This is a genomic window from Pseudomonas cistanchae (genome assembly GCF_054483635.1).
This window is the reverse complement of sequence record NZ_JBTLWN010000007.1, coordinates 222,100-242,648: the sequence shown is the minus strand read 5'-3', so window position 1 is coordinate 242,648 and position 20,549 is coordinate 222,100. Positions and strand designations below refer to the sequence as shown.

19 protein-coding genes and 1 other RNA gene are annotated in these 20,549 nt (G+C 61.8%); 13 read left to right on the top strand and 7 right to left on the bottom strand.

What is annotated here, in order from left to right:
- Positions 1–102: 102 nt before the first annotated feature.
- A complete protein-coding gene (gene recN / locus ACX0MV_RS19265) occupies positions 103–1,776 on the top strand; it encodes a DNA repair protein RecN (protein ID WP_458984108.1) in 1,674 nt (557 codons plus the stop codon).
- A gap of 84 nt (positions 1,777–1,860) precedes the next feature.
- Here the strand turns inward: recN and fur are convergent, their stop codons facing one another.
- The gene (gene fur / locus ACX0MV_RS19260) at positions 1,861–2,271 is read right to left on the bottom strand and encodes a ferric iron uptake transcriptional regulator (protein ID WP_458984107.1); all 411 of its coding nucleotides are present in this window, start codon (positions 2,269–2,271) and stop codon (positions 1,861–1,863) included.
- 97 nt (positions 2,272–2,368) lie between these two features.
- On the opposite strand from fur, the gene ACX0MV_RS19255 reads away from it, so the two are divergent.
- Entirely contained in the window at positions 2,369–2,890 is a 522-nt protein-coding gene (locus ACX0MV_RS19255) for an outer membrane protein assembly factor BamE (protein WP_458984106.1), read from the top strand.
- Positions 2,891–2,974: 84 nt separating this feature from the next.
- On the opposite strand, the gene ACX0MV_RS19250 is transcribed toward ACX0MV_RS19255, so the two are convergent.
- Genes ACX0MV_RS19250 through ACX0MV_RS19240 form a run of 3 tightly spaced genes read right to left on the bottom strand, consistent with a single transcriptional unit; the run spans position 2,975 to position 5,122 of the window.
- The gene (locus tag ACX0MV_RS19250) at positions 2,975–3,295 is read right to left on the bottom strand and encodes an RnfH family protein (protein WP_458984105.1); all 321 of its coding nucleotides are present in this window, start codon (positions 3,293–3,295) and stop codon (positions 2,975–2,977) included.
- The gene (locus ACX0MV_RS19245) at positions 3,288–3,722 is read right to left on the bottom strand and encodes a type II toxin-antitoxin system RatA family toxin (RefSeq protein ID WP_458984104.1); all 435 of its coding nucleotides are present in this window, start codon (positions 3,720–3,722) and stop codon (positions 3,288–3,290) included. The genes ACX0MV_RS19250 and ACX0MV_RS19245 overlap by 8 nt, the downstream gene beginning before the upstream one ends.
- The gene (locus tag ACX0MV_RS19240; RefSeq protein WP_458984103.1) at positions 3,719–5,122 is read right to left on the bottom strand and encodes a sodium-dependent transporter; all 1,404 of its coding nucleotides are present in this window, start codon (positions 5,120–5,122) and stop codon (positions 3,719–3,721) included. The genes ACX0MV_RS19245 and ACX0MV_RS19240 overlap by 4 nt, the downstream gene beginning before the upstream one ends.
- A 109-nt stretch (positions 5,123–5,231) precedes the next feature.
- On the opposite strand from ACX0MV_RS19240, the gene smpB reads away from it, so the two are divergent.
- The gene (gene smpB, locus ACX0MV_RS19235) at positions 5,232–5,714 is read left to right on the top strand and encodes an SsrA-binding protein SmpB (protein WP_458984102.1); all 483 of its coding nucleotides are present in this window, start codon (positions 5,232–5,234) and stop codon (positions 5,712–5,714) included.
- Positions 5,715–5,775: 61 nt separating this feature from the next.
- Here the strand turns inward: smpB and ACX0MV_RS19230 are convergent, their stop codons facing one another.
- Positions 5,776–6,552 carry an FCD domain-containing protein gene (locus ACX0MV_RS19230; protein ID WP_458984101.1) on the bottom strand — a complete coding sequence of 259 codons (777 nt, stop codon included), beginning with the start codon at positions 6,550–6,552 and terminating at the stop codon, positions 5,776–5,778.
- Between the two features lie 294 nt (positions 6,553–6,846).
- On the opposite strand from ACX0MV_RS19230, the gene ACX0MV_RS19225 reads away from it, so the two are divergent.
- The 4 genes from ACX0MV_RS19225 (at position 6,847) to ACX0MV_RS19210 (ending at position 13,050) form a co-directional block, all read left to right on the top strand.
- Complete coding sequence (locus tag ACX0MV_RS19225) at positions 6,847–8,541, top strand: L-lactate permease (RefSeq protein ID WP_458984100.1); 1,695 nt, start codon at positions 6,847–6,849, stop codon at positions 8,539–8,541.
- A gap of 116 nt (positions 8,542–8,657) precedes the next feature.
- Complete coding sequence (gene lldD / locus ACX0MV_RS19220; RefSeq protein ID WP_458984099.1) at positions 8,658–9,809, top strand: FMN-dependent L-lactate dehydrogenase LldD; 1,152 nt, start codon at positions 8,658–8,660, stop codon at positions 9,807–9,809.
- Positions 9,810–9,855: 46 nt separating this feature from the next.
- Positions 9,856–12,699 (top strand): FAD-binding and (Fe-S)-binding domain-containing protein, encoded by a 2,844-nt coding sequence (locus tag ACX0MV_RS19215; protein ID WP_458984098.1) that lies wholly within the window; start codon positions 9,856–9,858, stop codon positions 12,697–12,699.
- A 105-nt stretch (positions 12,700–12,804) separates the two neighbouring features.
- Positions 12,805–13,050, top strand: coding sequence for a hypothetical protein (locus ACX0MV_RS19210; protein WP_458984097.1), 246 nt, complete (start codon positions 12,805–12,807; stop codon positions 13,048–13,050).
- Between the two features lie 4 nt (positions 13,051–13,054).
- Here ACX0MV_RS19210 and ACX0MV_RS19205 read toward each other — a convergent pair whose 3' ends face one another.
- Entirely contained in the window at positions 13,055–15,970 is a 2,916-nt protein-coding gene (locus tag ACX0MV_RS19205; protein WP_458984096.1) for a hybrid sensor histidine kinase/response regulator, read from the bottom strand.
- Between the two features lie 145 nt (positions 15,971–16,115).
- Here ACX0MV_RS19205 and ssrA point away from each other — a divergent pair.
- The 3 genes from ssrA (at position 16,116) to ACX0MV_RS19190 (ending at position 17,232) form a co-directional block, all read left to right on the top strand.
- Positions 16,116–16,503, top strand: a transfer-messenger RNA (tmRNA) gene (ssrA, locus tag ACX0MV_RS19200).
- A gap of 160 nt (positions 16,504–16,663) precedes the next feature.
- Complete coding sequence (locus ACX0MV_RS19195; RefSeq protein ID WP_458984095.1) at positions 16,664–16,945, top strand: hypothetical protein; 282 nt, start codon at positions 16,664–16,666, stop codon at positions 16,943–16,945.
- A gap of 20 nt (positions 16,946–16,965) precedes the next feature.
- The gene (locus ACX0MV_RS19190) at positions 16,966–17,232 is read left to right on the top strand and encodes a hypothetical protein (RefSeq protein WP_458984094.1); all 267 of its coding nucleotides are present in this window, start codon (positions 16,966–16,968) and stop codon (positions 17,230–17,232) included.
- A 31-nt stretch (positions 17,233–17,263) separates the two neighbouring features.
- Here ACX0MV_RS19190 and ACX0MV_RS19185 read toward each other — a convergent pair whose 3' ends face one another.
- Positions 17,264–18,355, bottom strand: coding sequence for a phage integrase (locus ACX0MV_RS19185; protein ID WP_458984093.1), 1,092 nt, complete (start codon positions 18,353–18,355; stop codon positions 17,264–17,266).
- A 225-nt stretch (positions 18,356–18,580) separates the two neighbouring features.
- On the opposite strand from ACX0MV_RS19185, the gene ACX0MV_RS19180 reads away from it, so the two are divergent.
- The 3 genes from ACX0MV_RS19180 to xth all read left to right on the top strand — a co-directional run bounded on the left by ACX0MV_RS19180 (position 18,581) and on the right by xth (position 20,496).
- A complete protein-coding gene (locus ACX0MV_RS19180) occupies positions 18,581–19,105 on the top strand; it encodes a YniB family protein (protein ID WP_458984092.1) in 525 nt (174 codons plus the stop codon).
- Positions 19,106–19,137: 32 nt separating this feature from the next.
- Complete coding sequence (locus ACX0MV_RS19175; protein ID WP_458984091.1) at positions 19,138–19,560, top strand: DUF1810 domain-containing protein; 423 nt, start codon at positions 19,138–19,140, stop codon at positions 19,558–19,560.
- A 114-nt stretch (positions 19,561–19,674) separates the two neighbouring features.
- Positions 19,675–20,496 (top strand): exodeoxyribonuclease III, encoded by an 822-nt coding sequence (gene xth, locus ACX0MV_RS19170; protein ID WP_458984090.1) that lies wholly within the window; start codon positions 19,675–19,677, stop codon positions 20,494–20,496.
- The last annotated feature ends 53 nt before the right edge of the window (positions 20,497–20,549 follow it).

Sequence of the window (20,549 nt, the reverse complement as noted above, 5' to 3'; positions counted from 1 at the left end):
ATATGGGGGCAAAAACCAACCCTTCAAGGGCCGCCGGAGGATTGTCAGCCCATGAATAAACACTGTATAAATAACCAGACTTAAGAACTGGGAGGCCTCCCCATGCTGGTGCACCTGTCCGTACACAACTACGCCATCGTCGAACACCTCGACCTCGAGCTGGATGCCGGCATGAGCGTAATCAGCGGCGAGACCGGCGCCGGCAAGTCGATCATGCTCGATGCCCTCGGGCTGACTCTGGGCGACCGCGCCGACAGCGGCGTGGTGCGCCCCGGTGCGGACAAAGCAGACATCCTCGCCAGTTTCGATCTGGCTGATATTCCCGAGGCACGCGCCTGGCTGGCCGAGCGCGATCTGGACAACGACGGTCCGTGCATCCTGCGCCGCGTCATCACCGCAGAAGGCCGTTCGCGCGGCTATATCAACGGGGCACCCTGCCCCCAGGGCGACCTGAAGGCGCTGGGCGAGCTGTTGATCGACATTCACAGCCAGCACGAGCACCAATCACTGCTGAAGGCCGATACCCACCGCCGCCTGCTTGACGAATACGCCGGCAGCCAGGAACTCGCGCGCCAGGTTCAGCTCGCCGCGCAACGCTGGAAACAGACCAAAGCCGAGCTGGAGCGGATTGCCAATATCGGCGACGAACAACGCGCGCGCCATCAGTTGCTCAGCTACCAGCTGGAAGAGCTGGACAACCTGGCCCTGGGCGAGGATGAACTGGAGCAACTGGAGCACGAACACAAGAACCTTACCAACGCCGAAAGCCTGCTCAGCGCCTGCCGCCTGGTGATCGAACAATGCAGCGAAAACGACTCGGGCAACGTGCTCTCGGCGCTGACCAGCAGCCTGCATCGGCTTGGGGCCTTCCAGGGCCAGCCCGGCGCCTTGAGCGAAGCGACCAATCTCCTGGCCAGCGCGCAGATTCAGATAGAGGAAGCGGTTGGCGAGCTGAATCGCTTTCTCGACCATTTCGATGCAGACCCTGAGCGGCTGCAACAGATGGAAGAACGCCTGGATGCGATCTACACCCTGGCGCGCAAACACCGCATTCAGCCTAGCGAGCTGCTCGCCATGCAGCAGCAGCTGTTCGAGGAGCTGGAAAGCCTCAATGCCGACGACCAGGCCGCCGAGCGCCTCGGTGAAGAACTGGCCGCGTATGAGCGGCACTATCAGGAAAAAGCTGGCGAACTGAGCACGCTGCGTAACAACGCGGCCACCGAACTGGCCGCTGCGGTCGAGCGGGAAATGCAGAACCTGGGCATGCCCGGCGGGCGCTTCAGCATAAAGCTGAGCGCCAACAGCAACAGCGAACCGCACCCGCACGGCTTGGAGCAGCTGGAGTTTCTCGTCAGCGCCAACCCCGGCCAACCGCTCAAGGCGCTGGCCAAGGTCGCCTCGGGTGGCGAACTGTCACGCATCAGCCTGGCGATTCAGGTGATCACCGCACAGACATCGCGCGTGCCGACCCTGGTGTTCGACGAAGTGGATGTCGGCATCGGCGGCCCTACCGCAGAAGTCGTCGGCCAACTGCTGCGGCGGCTTGGCGAGCGCGGCCAGGTACTGACCGTGACCCATCTGCCGCAGGTGGCAGCACAGGGTCATCAGCACCTGTTCGTGCACAAGGTGCGTGAAAGCGATGCCACCCGCACCGCCGTCAGCAAGCTGGACAACGCGCGTAGGGTCGAGGAAATCGCGCGCATGCTTGGCGGTGTCGACCTGACAGAAGAGTCCTTGGCCCACGCGCGGCAAATGGTCAGCAGCGCCCAGGCCTGAGCCCGACAATCGAAACACCAGACAGCACAAAGGCGACCCTAGGGTCGCCTTTGGCATGGTGCAATTACGTCTGCGTTGCCACGCTTACATCGATTTCTTGGTTCGCACGTACAGCACCAGGTTGTGATCGACCAGTTCGAAACCATGCTCTTGCACGATTTCCTTCTGGCGCTTTTCGATCTCAGCATCGAAGAACTCGATCACCTGACCGCTATCAACGCACACCATATGATCATGGTGCCCACCGTCGGCCAATTCGAACACGGCATGGCCGCCATCGAAGTTGTGCCGCACCACCAGACCTGCAGCTTCGAACTGGGTCAGGACGCGATATACCGTTGCCAAACCGACGTCTTCGCCAGCTTCCATCAGTGATTTGTAGACATCTTCCGCGCTCATATGACGCTGCTCGGCAGAGTCGAGCATCTGCAGAATCTTGACCCGCGGCAGGGTTACCTTCAAGCCAGCTTTGCGTAGTTCGCTATTTTCAACCATGGTCTGTTTTCTCGCGGAAGCGGCTTCGCAGCTCCCTTTATTGCGGGTATGATCCGGGATTAAATTGCCCAGCCAAGATAGTGGAAGTCACCCTCCGATGCAAAAAACCAAGCTCATGCTGACCAGCCTCACCCTCTCGGGGCTCCTCGCACTCGCCGGTTGTTCGTTCCCCGGGGTTTACAAAATCGACATCCAACAGGGCAACGTCGTAACGCAGGACATGATAGACCAGTTGCGCCCCGGCATGACCCGCAGCCAGGTGCGTTTTATCATGGGCAACCCTTTGATCACCGACACTTTTCACGCCAATCGCTGGGATTACCTGTACAGCATGCAACCCGGTGGCCGTCAGCGTCTGCAGGAGCGCGTCAGCGTGATGTTTGACGATGGCGACCAACTCGTGGGCCTGTCGGGCGACTTCATGCCGGGCGTCAGCCGCGACCAGGCGATTCTCGGCGAGCCGGGCAGCAGCGTCGTGACCGAGCCTGCCAACCAGCAGCAGACCGACGACGAGCCCCCAGCGCCAGGTTCATTGCTCGAGCAGATCCAGCGCGACGTGGACAACGTCGAAACCGTGCCGGTACCGACTCCAGAACCGCTGGAAACCTCGCCGCAGTAAGCTGCGCGCTGCAACAAAAAGCCCGGACATGCCCGGGCTTTTTTATTGGGTTCTGCTCATACCAGCCAAGCTTCGACTCAACCGCTACACATCAGCGCCATCGCTCTTGGCTTTGGCCGCTTTGGCAGCACGCTGCTTACGAACTTCTTTTGGATCCGCGATCAGCGGCCGGTAAATCTCGACCCGCTCGCCATCCTCCAGAACGCGCTCATCCGGCTTGGCCACCGCCTTGCCGAAAATGCCCAAAGGACTGCTGGACAGATCGAGGCCCGGAAAGTGGCTGGCCAAGCCGGACTGCTCGGCGGCCTGGCGCACGGTTGTGCCGTAAGGCAGGCTGAGCCGCAGCAACTTCTGCTTGTCGGCGAGCGCGTATACCACTTCGACGACTATCGGTTTGCTATCCATACAGATGCTTTGCCCTCTGACAGAACGCATCCACCAAGGTATTGGCGGCCTGGTTGAACAATGGCCCCAACGTCGCCCGCACCAGCGGCCCGGCATAGTCGAAGGTGAGGTCCAGACTGATTTTGCAGGCCTTGTCGGTCAAGGGTTTGAACTGCCATTGGCCGTGAAGCTGAGTAAACGGCCCTTCTTCCAGGTTCAACTCGATCGACTGCCCGGGCACCAGCGTGTTTGACGTCACAAAGCGCTGGCTGAAACCCGCCTTGGCAACCTCCAGGCTGGCGCGCATATGGGTGGCGCTGGCTTCCAGCACCTCACTGGCCGAACACCAGGGCAGAAACTCCGGGTAGCTCGCCACATCGTTAACCAGCTCGAACAGCGCCTGCGCCGGATACGGCAATAACGCCGAACGCTGGATATGAGTACTCATTTCAGCAACTCGGCAACAAACACCACCAGCACACCCAGGGGCGCCACCACTCGCACCAGCCAGTACACCAGGCTGAACAGCAGCGGGTTGCTCATCGCCAGCTCCTCGCGCACCGCCTCGCGTTTCAGCACCCAGCCGGCGAACATCAGGAACGCCAGGCCGCCTAGGGGCAGCAGAATGCGGCTGGTCAGGTAGTCAATGCTGTCGAAGAAGTTGCGCCCGCCTTCGGCACCCCACTGGAACAGATGGAAGCCATCCTCGGCAAACACGAAGAATTTGGCCTCGGCACCGATGTTGAAGGACAGCACGGTGCCCATGCCGACCAACCAGCAGAGCAACGCCAGCACGCTGGTCACCAGCACGCGGCTGCGCTTGGTGCGCTCGACCAGATAGGCCACCGCAGGCTCCAGCATGGAAATCGAAGATGTCCAGGCAGCGATCAGCACCAGGATAAAGAACAGCGTGCCCATCACCTGGCCGAAAGCGATGTTGCCGAACGCTACCGGCAAGGTGACGAACATCAGCCCAGGCCCGGCACCCGGCTCAAGGCCAGCCGCGAAGACGATTGGAAATAACGCCAAGCCGGCGGTCAGCGCCACCAGGGTGTCGAGAATGCCGACCGCCAGCACGGTATTGCCGATCGAGGCGCGCTTGGGCATGTAGGCGCCGTAGACCATGATCGAGCCGACACCCACGCTCAGGGTGAAGAAGGCATGACCCATGGCGGCGAGCACGCCATCGAGGACCTTGTCCGGCTGGAAATCGAAAAGAAAATGAAAGCCCTGCATGAAATGCCCGGTAGTCATGCTGTAACCCAACAATATCAACAGCAGAACGAACAGCAGCGGCATCATGATCCGCAGGCTGCGTTCCAGGCCGGCAACCACACCGCGGGCGATGACGAAGCCGGTCAACAGCATGAATAGCGTATGCCACAGGGTCAGGCGCCACGGATCGGCCGTCAGTGCACCAAAGGCGCCGCCCGCCTCCTGAGCGGTCACGCCCTCAAACTGGCCGCGGCCCGTGCTCAGGATGTAATCCAGCGACCAGCCGGCCACCACACTGTAGAACGACAGGATCAGCAAGGCCGCGATCATGCCCATCATCGCCGCCCAGGACCACTTCGCCGATGCGCCGGATTCGATGGCCAGGGTTTTCAGGGTATTCACCGGACTTTGCCGGCCGCGGCGGCCAATCATGGTTTCCGCGAGCATGATCGGCAGGCCGATGAGGAAGATGCACACCAGGTACATCATCACGAACGCCCCACCACCGTACATGCCGGTCATGTAGGGGAACTTCCAGATGTTGCCGAGCCCGACCGCGGACCCCGTAGCAGCCAGGATAAATACCCAGCGACTGGCCCATGCGCCGTGGATGGAAACCTTGTCACTCGCCATGAATTCGCTCGAGATGGGGAAAAAGATCGCGCATTGTCCGGGATTACCCCCTCACCCTCAAGATCGGGCTGTCGCCAGCAGGCCAACGACTCCCTATAATGCGCGCCCTATGGCTAAACAAAAGAAACACCCGCAAGGCACCATCGCGCAGAACAAGAAGGCGATGCACGACTACTTCGTCGAATCCAGATTCGAGGCGGGCCTGGTCCTGTCCGGCTGGGAAGTGAAGAGTCTGCGCGCCGGCAAGGCCCAGTTGGTCGACAGCTATGTATTGCTTAAGGACGACGAAGCTTGGTTGATGGGCTGCCACATCACCCCGCTGAAAACCGCCAGCACCCACGTGATCGCCGACCCGATCCGCACACGCAAGCTGCTGCTGAACAAGCGCGAGCTGGACAAGCTGTTCGGCTCGGTGCAGCAGAAGGGTTACACCTGCGTGGCCATGTCGATCTACTGGAAAGCGCACCTGATCAAGTGCGAAATCGCGCTGGCCAAGGGCAAGAAGGACTTCGACAAGCGTCACACCGAGAAGGAACGTGATGCCGATCGCGAAGTGCAGCGCGCCATGCGCACCAAGGGCAAGGACGATTAACTCGTCCATAGGGCGTGCCGCGCGCACCTGAATATCCGCACAGCAGTGCGCATGGCGCACCCTACGGCTTGACCGCTAGCCCGCGCCGCTGTGCCCGCTCTTCGCGGCGGGCCTGCTGCTGCACCTCAGCAAGAACCTCCTGCACGTAATCGATATGCTGGTTCGACAGCTGCCGCGCATCCTCGGCACGCCCTTCGACGATCGCCCGATAGAGCGCGCGGTGCTGCCCGATCAGCATGTCGCGGGTTTCGTCACGCTGGGCATACATGCCGCCGATATTGGTCACCACGTTACGCTTGAGCAGGTCGAACAGGCCGCGAATGGTGTGCAGCAGCACCGCGTTGTGGCTCGCTTCGGCAATCGCCAGATGGAAGCGCGCGTCGGCAGCGCCCTCTTCGGCGCGGGTCACCTTGCCGCTGCGACCGTAGCAATCCTGCAGGGCGGCAAACGCCTCGCTCAGGCGCTGGCGGTCGAGATCGGTGGCGCGTTGCGCCGCGTAGAACGCACAGGAACCTTCCAGGGTATGGCGGAACTCAAGCAGGTCGCGCTGCGCATCCGCGTTGCTTTCCAGCAGGTGCAGCAGCGGATCGCTGAACGTCGAGCCGAGTGACTCGGCGACATAGTTGCCGCCGCCCTGCCGGCTGACCAGCAGGCCTTTCGCCGCCAATTTCTGAATGGCTTCGCGCAGCGAAGGTCGAGATACGCCGAATTGCTCGGCAAGCATCCGCTCCGCCGGCAACCGCTCGCCGGCCTTGAGCGTGCCTTCGAGGATCATCGTCTCCAGCTGCAGAACGATATCGTCTGATAAGCGGCGCTGGCGCACCTGGCCTATTTCCATCGCTCACACTCCATTGGTTTTACCACCTGCTTGGCAGTTACGGCGCTCAGCCTATCGCCGCATCGGCTATCCAACAAGGCTTCAGCTCAATCTCCAGAAGCCCTACGACCAAAGTAGCAGGTCGTCTGATTGACAGCAGCTGAGCCCGGCCCCTACCCTGAGCAGGCATATTTGTAAATTGGTATTACCAATTAAACAACAATAATTCAGCTCCACGAGAACCGCGCCGACTTGTGCTCGTGCAAGGGTCGTCCCGGCCTCCTTAATCCGCCGCGTTTCGCAAAGGAAATCGACATGTCCACTGGCCTGCTCGCCCTTCTGGCTTTCTCCCCCATTCTGCTCGCGGCGCTGCTGCTGGTCGGCCTGCGCTGGCCAGCAAAACAGGCCATGCCGCTGGTTTACCTGGTTACCGCCGCCGTAGGCCTGTTCGTCTGGGACATGAGCTTCAACCGGATCTTGGCCTCCACCCTGCAAGGGCTGGTGATTACCGTCGGGCTGCTGTGGATCATCTTTGGCGCGATCCTGCTGCTCAACACCCTCAAGCACTCCGGCGGCATCACCGCCATCCGCGCAGGCTTCGCCACCATCAGCCCGGACCGGCGAATTCAAGCGATCATCATTGCCTGGCTGTTCGGCTGCTTTATCGAAGGCGCCTCCGGCTTTGGCACCCCGGCCGCCATCGCCGCACCACTGCTGGTGGCTATAGGCTTTCCGGCCATGGCCGCAGTGCTGCTTGGCATGCTGGTGCAAAGCACGCCGGTGTCGTTCGGCGCGGTGGGTACGCCGATCGTCGTTGGCGTCAACACCGGCCTCGACTCGGCGACCATAGGCGCACAGCTGATCGAGCAAGGTTCGTCCTGGGCGCAGTTCGTGCAGTTGATCACCAGCGAAGTGGCGATCGTCCACGCCACGGTCGGCACCGTCATGCCGCTGGTCATGGTGCTGATGCTGACGCGCTTCTTCGGTCAGGAAAAAAGCTGGAAAGCCGGCTTCGAGGTGCTGCCGTTCGCACTCTTCGCCGGCTTCGCCTTCACCATTCCCTATGTGCTGACCGGCGTGTTTCTCGGGCCCGAATTTCCCTCGCTGGCCGGTGGCCTGATCGGCCTGGCGATTGTTACCAGCGCCGCGCGCCTGGGCTTTCTGGTGCCGAAAACCACCTGGGATTTCGCCCCGGCCAGCAGTTGGCCAAGCGAGTGGCTGGGCACCGTGGAGATGAAGCTCGACGCGCTGACCTGCAAGCCAATGAGCACGCTGCGCGCCTGGCTGCCCTATGTGCTGGTGGGCGTGCTGCTGGGGATCAGCCGGGTATTTCCAGAGGTCGCCGCGGCGCTGCAATCGGTGGTCGTGAGCCTGCCCAACCTGCTGGGCGAAACGGGGGTCAGCGCCAGCTTCCAGCCGCTGTACCTGCCCGGCGGCATTCTCGTTGCCGTGGTGCTCGCCACCTATGTGCTGCACGGGATGAAACCGCGCGAACTGGGCCTGGCAGTCAAGGAGTCGTCCGGCATCCTGCTCAGCGCCGGCTTCGTGCTGCTGTTCACCGTGCCGATGGTGCGCATCCTGATCAACTCCGGGGTCAACGCCGCGGAGCTGGCGAGCATGCCGATCCTGATGGCGCGCTGGGTGGCCGACAGCGTGGGCGGCATCTACCCGCTGCTGGCACCGAGCGTGGGCGCCCTGGGCGCATTCATCGCCGGCTCCAACACCGTCAGCAACATGATGTTCAGCCAGTTCCAGTTCGGTGTAGCCAACAGCCTGGGCATCTCCAGCGCGCTGATCGTGGCGGTGCAGGCAGTGGGCGCCGCGGCCGGCAACATGGTGGCGATCCATAACGTGGTGGCGGCCTCGGCAACCGTGGGCCTGCTTGGCCGTGAAGGCGCGATCCTGCGCAAGACCATCTGGCCTACCCTGTACTACGTGCTGTTTACCGGCGTGCTGGCCTTGCTCGCCGCCTATGTACTGGGCATCCGCGACCCGCTGATGGCGGGCTAGCCAGCGGGCCACCAACAACAACAACAACAACGAATTACCCGAACGACCGGCGCTGTAGTGTTACGGACCGCCCGGCCTTCAACAGCGACAGCCTTCTCCGCTTTCAGGGGTGAACCATGATCATTTCCGCCTCCACCGACTACCGCGCCGCCGCACAGCGCAAGCTGCCAGCGTTTCTGTTCCATTACCTCGACGGCGGCGCCTATGCCGAACACACCCTGCGGCGCAACGTCGAAGACCTCGCCGACATCGCCCTGCGCCAGCGCGTGTTGCGCAACATGTCCGAGCTGAGCCTGGAAACCCGGCTGTTCAACGAAAACCTGTCGATGCCGGTGGCGCTGGCCCCGGTGGGCCTGACCGGCATGTACGCGCGGCGCGGCGAAGTGCAGGCGGCCAAGGCAGCGGCCGCCAAGGGCATTCCCTTCACCCTGTCGACGGTATCGGTGTGCCCCATCGAGGAAGTCGCGCCGGCCATTGATCGCCCGATGTGGTTCCAGCTCTACGTGCTCAAGGACCGCGGCTTCATGAAACATGCGCTGGAGCGCGCCAAGGCCGCCGGCGTGACCACCCTGGTGTTCACCGTGGACATGCCGGTGCCCGGCGCCCGATACCGCGACGCCCACTCCGGCATGAGCGGGCCGAACGCGGCGATGCGCCGCATGCTGCAGGCCGTGACGCATCCGGCCTGGGCCTGGGATGTCGGCCTGTTCGGCCGCCCCCACGACCTGGGCAATATTTCTGCCTATCGTAATAGCCCTACTGGGCTGGCCGACTACATCGGTTGGCTGGGGGCGAACTTCGACCCGTCGATTTCGTGGAAGGACCTGGAATGGATTCGCGACTTCTGGGAGGGCCCTATGGTGATCAAGGGCATACTCGACCCCGAGGACGCCAGGGATGCGGTGAAATTCGGCGCCGACGGCATCGTCGTGTCCAACCACGGCGGACGTCAGCTTGATGGCGTGTTGTCCAGCGCCCGCGCGCTGCCGGCAATTGCCGACGCGGTGAAGGGCGACCTGACGATTCTCGCCGACTCGGGCATCCGCACCGGCCTGGACGTGGTGCGGATGATCGCCCTCGGCGCCGACAGCGTGCTGCTCGGGCGCGCCTTCATCTACGCCCTGGCCGCGGCCGGCGGAGCCGGGGTGAGCAACCTGTTGGACCTGATCGAGAAAGAAATGCGTGTGGCAATGGTACTGACCGGCGCCAGGTCGATCAGGGAAATAAGCGCCGATTCGCTGGTGCGTGAACTGGGTCGCCCAGCCTGAGCTCTGACACCTATCGACAACGATATCGACAACGTTCGGAGCGCCCATGAGCCTGCCCGCCGCTTTTCTTGCCGAGGTACAACGCCTGATACCGCGCGAGCGTCGCTTCGACGACCCGCTGTCGACCCTGGCATTCGGCACCGACGCCAGCTTCTACCGGCTGATTCCCAAGCTGGTGGTGCGCGTCGAGAGTGAAGATGAGGTGATTGGCCTGCTCAGGTCAGCCAGGGCCGAAGGCGTACCGGTGACCTTCCGCGCCGCCGGCACCAGCCTGTCCGGCCAGGCGATTTCCGACTCGGTACTGATCGCCCTGGGCGACAACTGGAATGGCCGCGAGATTCGCCAACAGGGCCGCCAGATCCGTCTGCAGGCCGGGGTGATCGGCGCCCATGCCAACGCGCTGCTGACCCCGTTCCAGCGCAAGATCGGCCCGGACCCGGCGTCGATCAATGCCTGCAAGATCGGCGGCATCGTCGCCAACAACGCCAGCGGCATGTGTTGCGGCACCGCGCAGAACAGCTACCACACCCTGGCCGGCATTCGCGTGGTGCTCGCCGACGGCAGCGTGCTGGATACCGAAGACGCGGACAGCGTGGCGCGCTTTCTGGTCAGTCACGCGGAACTGCTCGCACAGCTCGGCGAACTAGCACGCGCGACCCGCGCCGACGCTGAACTGGCCGCCAGGATTCGCCATAAGTACCGCCTGAAAAACACCACTGGCCTGTCGCTCAATGCCCTGATCGATTTCGACCAGCCGCTGGATATCCTCAGCCACCTGATGGTCGGCTCCGAAGGCACCCTGGGCTTCATCAGCGCGGTGACCTACAACACCGTTGACGATCACCCGCATCGGGCCAGCGCCCTGCTGGTATTCGCCGATGTGGAGACCTGCTGCCATGCCGTCACCACACTCAAGCAGCAGCCGGTGTCTGCGGTCGAGTTGCTGGATCGACGCAGCCTGCGCTCGGTGGAGAACAAGCCGGGCATGCCGGAGTGGGTCAAGGCGCTGTCCCAGGGCGCGTGCGCACTGCTGATCGAGTCCCGTGCGGCCAGCGACAGCCTGCTGCAGGAACACCTGCTGCAGATCATGGCGGCCATCGCCCATTACCCGGTGGAAAAGCAGGTCGATTTCAGCACGGACCCGCTGGTCTACAACCAGCTCTGGAAGATCCGCAAGGACACCTTCCCCGCGGTCGGCGCGATGCGCCAGACCGGCACCACCGTAATCATCGAGGATGTGACCTTCCCTATCGAGCAGCTTGCCGAGGGCGTTAACCGGCTGATCGGGCTGTTCGACAAGCATGGCTATGACGAGGCGATCATTTTCGGCCATGCGCTGGAGGGCAACCTGCACTTCGTCTTCACCCAAGGCTTCGACGACCCGCAGCAAATCACCCGCTACGCCGCCTTCATGGATGACGTGAACCAGCTGGTGGCGGTCGAGTTCGGTGGCTCGCTCAAGGCCGAGCACGGCACGGGGCGCAACATGGCGCCCTTCGTTGAGCTGGAATGGGGCAGCCAGGCGTACCAGTTGATGTGGCGCATCAAGCGCCTGCTCGACCCTGCCGGCATTCTCAACCCGGACGTAGTGCTCAGCGACGATCCCGATATTCACCTGAAGAACCTCAAGCCGCTGCCGGCCGCCGACCCGATCATCGACAAATGCATCGAGTGCGGCTTCTGCGAGCCGGTCTGCCCGTCCAAAGAGCTGACCCTGAGCCCGCGCCAGCGCATCGTCATCTGGCGCGACATCCAGGCGAAAAAACGCGCCGGCATCGACACCGCCGCCCTGGAGCGCGACTACCAATACCAGGGCGTCGACACCTGCGCCGCCACCGGCCTGTGCGCCCAGCGCTGCCCGGTGAACATCAATACTGGCGACCTGGTGCGCAAGCTGCGCGCGCAGAGCGCAGACAACGGCCGCAACGCCGAGTGGCTGGCCAACAACTTTCACAGCGCCATGCTGGCCGCGCGCTTCACCCTGCACGTCGCCAACGGCGCGCGAATGGTCATGGGCAAGAATCTGCTGGGACGCACGTCCGCCGCCCTGAGCAAGGCCAGCAAAGGCCGCGTGCCGTTGTGGACGCCCGCGATGCCGCAGCCGATCTACCGGCTGGACCTGGGCCAGCCCCAGGAGAACACCGACGACCGTCCGCGCGTTGTCTATCTCGCCGCCTGCGTATCGCGGGCGATGGGCCCCGCGCCTGGCGACAGCGAACAGCTGCCGCTGATCGACAAGACCCGCGCATTGCTCGACAAGGCGGGCTTTCAGGTGATTTATCCGGCGCAGCTCGACAGCCTCTGCTGCGGTCAGCCGTTCGCCTCCAAAGGCTACCCCGAGCAGGCCGAGCGCAAGCGCCAGGAACTGATCGACGCCTTGCTGATTGCCAGCCGAGGTGGCCTCGATCCGATCTACTGCGATACCAGCCCGTGCGCCCTGCGCCTGTTGCAGGACGGGTTGGATACGCGGCTGAAGCTGTACGACCCGGTGCGGTTCATCCGCGAACAACTGCTCGACCGCCTGGAGCTGACGCCCCAGGACGCACCGGTGGCCGTGCACGTGACCTGCAGCACCCAGCACCTGGGTGAGGCCCAGGGTTTGCTCGATATCGCACAGCGCTGCGCCAAGCACGTGGTGATTCCGGAAGGCATCCACTGTTGCGGCTTTGCGGGTGACAAAGGCTTCACCACCCCCGAGCTGAACGGCCATGCATTGCGCGGACTCAAGCCTGCGGTGAGCAGCTGCGCGGAAGGCATTTCCACCAGCCGTACGTGCGAGATCGGCCTCAGCCAGCACGGCGGCATCGATTACCATGGCCTGGTTTACCTGGTGGACCGAGTATCGCGGGCAAAACAGCCCTCCTTGGCGCAGGCGCAGGCGCCAGAGTGATTGCCTCGGCGCGTCGTCAGCCAACGCCACTGCCGCCGTCCGATCAGTCAGGCGCGCCGCCGTTTACTTCCTATACTGGCTTTTCCGTCAACGAGGAGAGTCACCATGCGCCGTCTTACCGCTTTCTTCACCGCTGCACTGTTGAGTACCTCAGCCCTGGCCATGCACTGCCCAGCCGACATGGCCAAGATCGACGAACTGCTGAAAAGCGATCCACCTGCCGACGCCACCGTCCTTGCGCAAGTGCAGGCGCTACGCGCCGAAGGCGAAAGCCTGCACAAGGCTGGCGATCACAGCCAGTCGGTAAAGGTGCTCGACGAAGCGCTGCTTCTGCTGCAAGGCAGCGAATAGGCCGTCAGTGGCCTTGGCTCAGCAGGGCCAAGGCCACCTGACGAATCTCCACCAGGTCGATGGGTTTGGCCAGGCATGCCTGGGCGCCATGTCGACGCGCCTCCTCGAATTCCTGTACATCAGCCGACGCACTGATCACCAGCACCGGCACCGCGCGCAGCCGCGGGTCCCGGCGCATGGCATCAAGCACCTCGAGGCCATTGCCGTCCGGCAGGTCCAGGTCCAGCAGCAGCAAGGTCGGCGTGGCACCTTCCAGCTCAGCCCAGGCCTGACGCACGGAGCCTGCGCCGCGCACGTTGGCAAAACCGCGCAGCGCTTCTTGCACCACGCGCAGACAAACCGGGTGATCCTCCACGCACAGCACGTCCGCCAGTGATTGGGCCGCAGGCGTGGCAACCACTGCGGCAGGCTCGTCCACCGTACCTGGCACCGGAGCGCCCGGCAGATCGATCCAGAACCGGCTGCCATGGCCTGCCGAACTGCTGAAGCCCATCTCGCCGCCCATCAGGTTCGCCAGTTCGCGGCACAGCACCAGGCCGATGCCGGTCCCGGGAATGCTCGAATTCTCCCGGCCGAGTCGCTGGAACGGCTGGAACAATTGCGCCTGCTGCTCTTCGGTCAGACCCGAGCCATTATCCTCGACCCACAACCGCACGCAGTCCGAACGCACCTCGAAGCCCATGGTGATCAAGCCCTGCGGGCTGTTGTACTTGATCGCATTGGACAGCAGGTTGAGCATCACCTGGCGCAGCCGGCGAACATCCGCCTGCACGTACAAGCCGCTGTCCACCTCCGCCAGCACATGCAGCTGCAATTGGCGCTGCAACACCTCCGGCTGCACCAGCTCGGCGCAGCTGGAGAGCAGCGCACCCACTTCCACCGCCTGCAACTGCAGCTGCTGGCGGCGGCTTTCGATGCTCGACAGGTCGAGAATGTCGTCAACCAGTGAGGTCAGGTGGCGGCTGGCGTTGACGATCTCGCGGGCGTAATCCGCTTCCTGTCTGGCCTCGGGCTTGTCCTGTGCTTCCATTTCAATCAATTGGCCAAAGCCGTAGATCGCGTTCAACGGCGTGCGCAGCTCATGGCTCATGCTCGAGAGAAAGCGGCTCTTGGCCTGGCTCGCCGCCTGTGCTTCCAGCGTTGCGCTGCGTAACTCATCCTGCACCTGCTTGAGTCGGGTGATATCCACGTGGGTACCGGCCACCCGCAGCGCACGGCCATTGGCATCACGCTCCAGCACCTGTCCGCGGCTGAGCAGCCAGGCGTAGTCGCCGTGCGCGTTGGCATAGCGGTATTCGGCCTCGAACTTGTCTTCGCCACTGGCAACGAATAGCTGCCGCAGATGGCGAATCCGCTCGAGGTCGTTGGGGTGCACGCGCTGGTTGAAGTCGCTGAAGCTCATCTGCTCGGCGGGCAAACCAAAGCGCTTGGCGAAGCGCCCGCTGAGGCTGATATGGAGGTTGGCAACATCCACCTCCCAAAGGCTTTCCGTGGTGCTGTCCAGGACAATCTGCAACACCTGTTGCGCCTTGTGACGATTGTCCTCACTGACCTGCAACTGCTCGCCGGTGTGCTGCACCGCCCGCGCCATATCGACCAGTTCGACGATCTGGCTGTGAGGCGCTGCCGGTTGGAAATTGCCCTTGCCGAGTTCCTCCATCATGCCGACGATGCCATCGATCGGCTGCACCAGCTGCTCGTTCAGACGCCGCGAGCGCATCCACATCCAGGCGAAGAACAACACGTAGAACAGCGCCAAGCCAGCGATCAGCAGGTAGCCGATCTGCAGGTAGCGCTCGGCCAGTCGGTTGGTCTCGCGGAAGATGTTTTCCTCATCCACGACCAGCATCAGCCGCCAACCGGTCTGCGGAATTTCGCTCCAGGCCACCAACTGTTTGCGACCACCCAGGAGAACCTCCTGAACGTTGTTCTGGCCGCTCGCCATCGCCTCCAGCAGCGGGCGCATTTCGCTGCGCTTGCCTAGGTTGAAATCCTCGGGTTTGAGCATTTCGCGCCGCACCGCTTCGGCGTAGGAATACTCGGTGAGCTCGCGCAGACCGAAATCGGCCTCGCCAGCGCGCGGCAGCGCCATGATGTTGTGGTCGTGGCTGACTAGCATTGCATACCCCTGCCAGGGCACATCCAGCTCGCCGATCTCGCTGAGAATCTGGCCGACGGTGATATCCAGGCCGACCACACCCTCCAGAAAATCATCGCGGTAAACCGGCGCGACCGCCGACATCATCCAGCCCTGCCCGGCCGGGTCCAAGTACACATCGGTCCAGGCCACCCGGCGAGCCGGGTTATGCTTGGCATCGGCGAGGTAATAGAAGTTGTAATCCGGGATCACCATGTCATGGGGATACTGCTCCGGCGTCATGAAGAACGGATAGATGCGGTTGTAGCTGTCCCAACTGTTGAAATACAGCCCGGCAACCAATGGGTTGGCCGCCTTCATCGAGCGCATCAGCGGGTCGAGCTGCGACAGGCGCAGCGCCTTGGCGTGATCCTGCTGCGCCACCGGCGTGCTGTTGGCATAGAAGGACGCGGCCCGGCCATCGTCGCTCTTGCTGTAATACACCCCGTTTTCGGTCATGGCGTGGCGCTGGTGCTCCACCTCATCCGGCTGAAAGGCCTTGTTCTGCAAGGCCGTAACCGCAGCGTCGCGAAAGATCCGCACTTGCTCCTCGACCGAGCGCAGGCGGCTGTCGATCACCTGGCCTTCGCGTTTGACCGCCGTGGTCAGATCGTCCAGCGCGCTTTCCTGCAGATGGTCGATCTGCGCATCACGAATGGCCGCATTGCTCAGCAGGTAGACGGTGATCAGCACTGACTCCACCAGAACCAGGGGAATCAACGCGCTTTGCACGAACGCGCGCCAGATCCACTGACGCAGGGGGTAGCGGGACTCGCGGGGCATAAAAGGTCCAGTCCTCAAGACAGCGCAGGCAGCAGAATGGCAATCATAGCTGCGCGCGTCTACCCGCGCCCGCTCGGCATTGCGGGTCGACGCTGTGGAACCTTTGCCGTACACTCCCGTCCCAGTAACACGCACTGAAAGTTTTGGGGCCGATTAGGATTCGACGCCGGTAGCGAAACTCGAGGGGCATGCCGAGTTGGTAACAGAACTCGTAAATAAACTGTTGCAAAACTCTATAATTGCCAATGATGACAATTACGGTGCCCAACTAGCTGCGTAAGCAGCCTAGTCGCACTTCTGGTAGCTTCGGCTCCAGCAATCATTAGGGGATGTCTGTAAACCCGACATGATTGTCATATAGAACAGAATCGTCGCTTAGTACGTTGTGGACGACGCGACTAAAAATTACACAACTCGCCCAAAGCACCCTGCCCGTCGGGCGGCCAAGGGTTAACTCAGTAGACACGGCTAAGCATGTAGAACCAACAGCGGAGAACTGGCGGACGGGGGTTCAAATCCCCCCGGCTCCACCAATTAGAAACACCTTAAGCCCCTGATTTTCATAGAGAAAGTCGGGGGTTTTTGCTTTCGACACTTGTCGACTGTCCCGAAAGTGTCACGCTTCAATCAAGAGCTGCTGATTGAACGATCATCTGTGAGTGAGCAGGACGCGATGCCAGGAGGTGATTATTTATGTTCAGTGTTCTGATTCTCGGCTTTTTCTTCCTGCTGCTAGGCATCGGTGTTGGCGTTTCCGCCTATCTGGATATATCAAGCGGCTCCGTCTATATCGCCGGGCACCGCGGCTCACCTTCGGCTTGGTACACCGCGGAGCACAATCCCGAAGAGTTTGCATCAGCTATCCAGCTCAGCATTGGATTCTCCAGTGTTTCGGCCATCATTGGTCTGGTGCTGATCGCGGTCGCGGTCAGAATGGCATTCCCTAAGCGCAAGCAGTACCGCGGGCTGATTTGACCATCGCAAGGAGGCACAACATGGAATACCTAACGTTCAGCCGCGTACTTTCTTTGGGCTGCCTTATGGCGGCGCAAGGCCCGGCACTCGCAAGCTTTGAACAAGGCAACCGAGCATTGGCCTACAACGGCGGCATACTTCTCGCTCAGTTTGTTGGTGCGTTCGTTCTGCTGACAGTCATTGGTGCGATATGCATGATTGTTCGAGACATCCGCAACTGGCTTTGCCGGCGTCGGGAACGAAAGGCTCAGTCAATTTCAGAGGCTTCTGCAAAAGGCCAGAAGTAATCCTGAATGAAGGGCTGCTTTGGGGTGATACCTACCGTTGACGAGCGACAGCGTTGGGTCGTTCGCTGACAGCCAGAGCTACAAAGCATGAAGCCCAAGCTAGAAATGAAGGGCATGGCAATCTAGTGAAGCGAAGAATGTGCCCTGCCAACGGACTCAACCTCACCGCCTCAGCCAGATGCTCCGGGGCCAGGTGCGAGTAGCGCATTGTCATAGCCAGGCTGGAGTGACCCAGGATCTTCTGCAGGGTCAGGGTGTTGCCGCCCTTCTGTATGAAGTGACTGGCGAAGGTGTGGCGTAGAGCGTGGCTGGCTTGGCCTTTCGGTAGCTGGATTCCTGATCGAACCAGGGCACGGCGAAACGAGCTGATTGAGCCAGTGAACGGGCCATGACGCTTCCAATGATCCCTGATCAATGTCTCCAGGGCCGGATCGATTGGCACCGTACGGACGCGGCTGGATTTGGTCTTGCTATACGTCACCGAACCATTACGCAACCGAGCCGGGATTAACCCTTCTGCCTCAGACCAACGCGCACCCGTTGCCAGGCAAAGCAAGGTGATCGGTTCGACATGCGGGTTGTCCGACTGCTTGCGGATGGCGTCCAGCAGAATGGTTACCTGATCATCTGTGAGCCAGGGCAATTCACGCTCATCAATGCGGAATGGCTTAACCAGCTCCAATGGGTTGGCGTAGTCGATCTGGCCGAGGCCGCGAAGCTCATTGAACACCGCACGCAGGTAGCCCAACTCATTGTTGAGGGTCTTAGGACTAGTGCCGTTTTCAGGGCGAACGCGCCGATCATGAGCGTAAACCGAAGCATCGAGCTTGGCAGCTACGGGGTTACGAAGGCGAACGCACAGAGCATCGAGCTTGGATTTCCTACGCATACCATCCTTGAGCATGTGGCCGTGCAGGTCATACCAGAGCGTCACCAGTTCCAAGAGCTTACGACAGTCTGATGCCTTGGGGTTCCAGCCGGCATCCTTGGCTTTATTGGCCAGAATGAAGGCCTCGTAACGCAAGGCCTCAGCCTTTGTATCAAAGAGCGTGCGGAAGCGTTGACCACGGATAGGCTGAACATCCGCCAACCAGCGACCATCATCGCGCCGCTTCACACTCATACAGCACGATCCCGCCGCACACTGCGCTCTTCCAGCAGCTTCTTGATGTGCTTGTAGATGTCGTGCTAGCTCATGTCCTTGGCGGCGTAGTGATCCCGCACATGCCGCGTTGTTTTGAATAACACCTTGAATGCGACACCCCCCAACACCCAGTTCTATGAACTTAAATCACCCTTTCCCTGACAGAGTTCAAGGGAGCCGGAAACGGATTTAAGGGATGCCTGCATGAACATCAAACAAGCCCGCAACAACGCCCGAGTGCGCATCGTCATCGGCATGGGCGTGGCCGTTTTGGCATCGCTGTCGACGCTGATTTCGCTGCTGTTGATGCTGAGTGCCTTTACCTCGACCATGGCCGCGCCGCTGCGCAATCTGGTGTATGTCGTGTATGCCAATACCGGGTTCCTGGGTTGGCTGTGGCAGTACTGCCCGACGCCAACGCCCTATCAGTTGATCACCTTCGATAACCTGGTGTTTGCGCTGATCTACCTGGCTTTCTTTGTCGGGCTGGCGCTTAGCGCGTCCGGCTGGAAAATTCAGCGGCGGGTGAAGCGGCTGGAGCAAGAGATTGATGATCAGCTGATGCGGGAGTCGATCCAGGGTGTTACGCAGCGCAGCAGGGAGCAGATCGAGCGCAGCGCGCAGGTGCCTGGCAGCAGCGTGCTGGCGCAGATCCATCAGTTGTATATCGCGCCGCTGGTGGTGACGATCGTCGGCGGGTTGATACTGAAGTTCATCTTCGGTGTCTGAAGGTTACTGCCCGGCCACCGAGCGTTATCGCCATGAACGACCCCTATCAGCTGCAGCGATTTGTCGACGCGCAACAACCGATCTTCGAGCAGGCCCTGGCGGAATTGCAGGCGGGCAGGAAGCGCACTCATTGGATGTGGTTCGTGTTTCCGCAGCTGCAGGGCCTCGGCCATAGCGCCACTGCCAGGCACTACGGCATCAGCGGTGCCGACGAGGCCCGCGCGTACCTGGAGCATCCGCTGCTCGGCCCTCGCCTTGAGCGCTGCACGCAGGCCTTGCTGCAAGGCCATGAGCGCTCTGCGACGCGAATTTTCGGTTCGCCGGATGACTTGAAGCTGCGCTCATGCATGAGCCTGTTCGCGGCGGTGTCGGCGCCAGGCTCATCGTTCCAGCAGGTGCTCGATGCTTTCTATGACGGCCAGCCCGATCCCGCCACGCTGGCCAAACTGGGATAACCCGCCGGTCGTCCGGCCTGGTAAATCTTCTATCGCTGGGCGTGTCCGAATGGATAGCCGGCTCGGCTGTTCGCGCGTCAGCGACGCGCAGAAAACCAACGGTAAGGCATACCCGTGACTCACCTGAAAATCGCGACATTCAATATCAACGGCATTCGCTCGCGTCTGCCGATCCTGCTGGACTGGCTGGACCGCGAAGCGCCCGATGTGGCGTGCCTGCAGGAGTTGAAAGCGGACGACCACGCCTTCCCCATCGATGACATCCGCGACGCCGGTTACGGGGCGATCTGGCAGGGGCAGAAATCCTGGAATGGCGTGGCGATTCTGGCGAAGGGCATGGAGCCGCTGGAGATCCGCCGCGGGCTGCCGGACGATCCCGACCCAAGCCAGAGCCGCTACCTGGAAGCGGCGGCCCATGGCGTGATCATCGGCTGCCTGTACCTGCCCAACGGCAACCCGCAGCCGGGGCCGAAGTTCGATTACAAGCTGGCCTGGTTCGAACGTTTCATCAGCCATGCCGCTGGCCTGTTCGAGTCTGGCCATCCGGTGGTGCTTGCCGGCGACTACAACGTCATCCCTACCGATGCGGACATCTACAACACCCGCTCGTGGAAAAAGGATGCGCTGCTGCAGCCGGAAAGCCGCGCCTGCTTTCAGCGCCTGCTCGATCAGGGCTGGACCGACGCATTGCGTGAGCGTTACCCGGAGGAGCGCATCTATACCTTCTGGGACTATTTCCGCCAGCACTGGCAAACCAACTCGGGCCTGCGTATCGACCACCTGCTGTTGAGCGACGCCGTGGCGCCGATGCTGGTCGATGCCGGCGTACACCGCTGGGTGCGCGACCTGCCCCATGCCAGCGACCACGCGCCGACCTGGATCGAACTGGCCACTGCCGCGAAAAAGAAACCCCGGGCGAAAGCCAGGAAGCCCTAGTCTGGACGAACTAGGCGCAGCGCACACGCCGAACTAACAGGCCTATGTTGAGT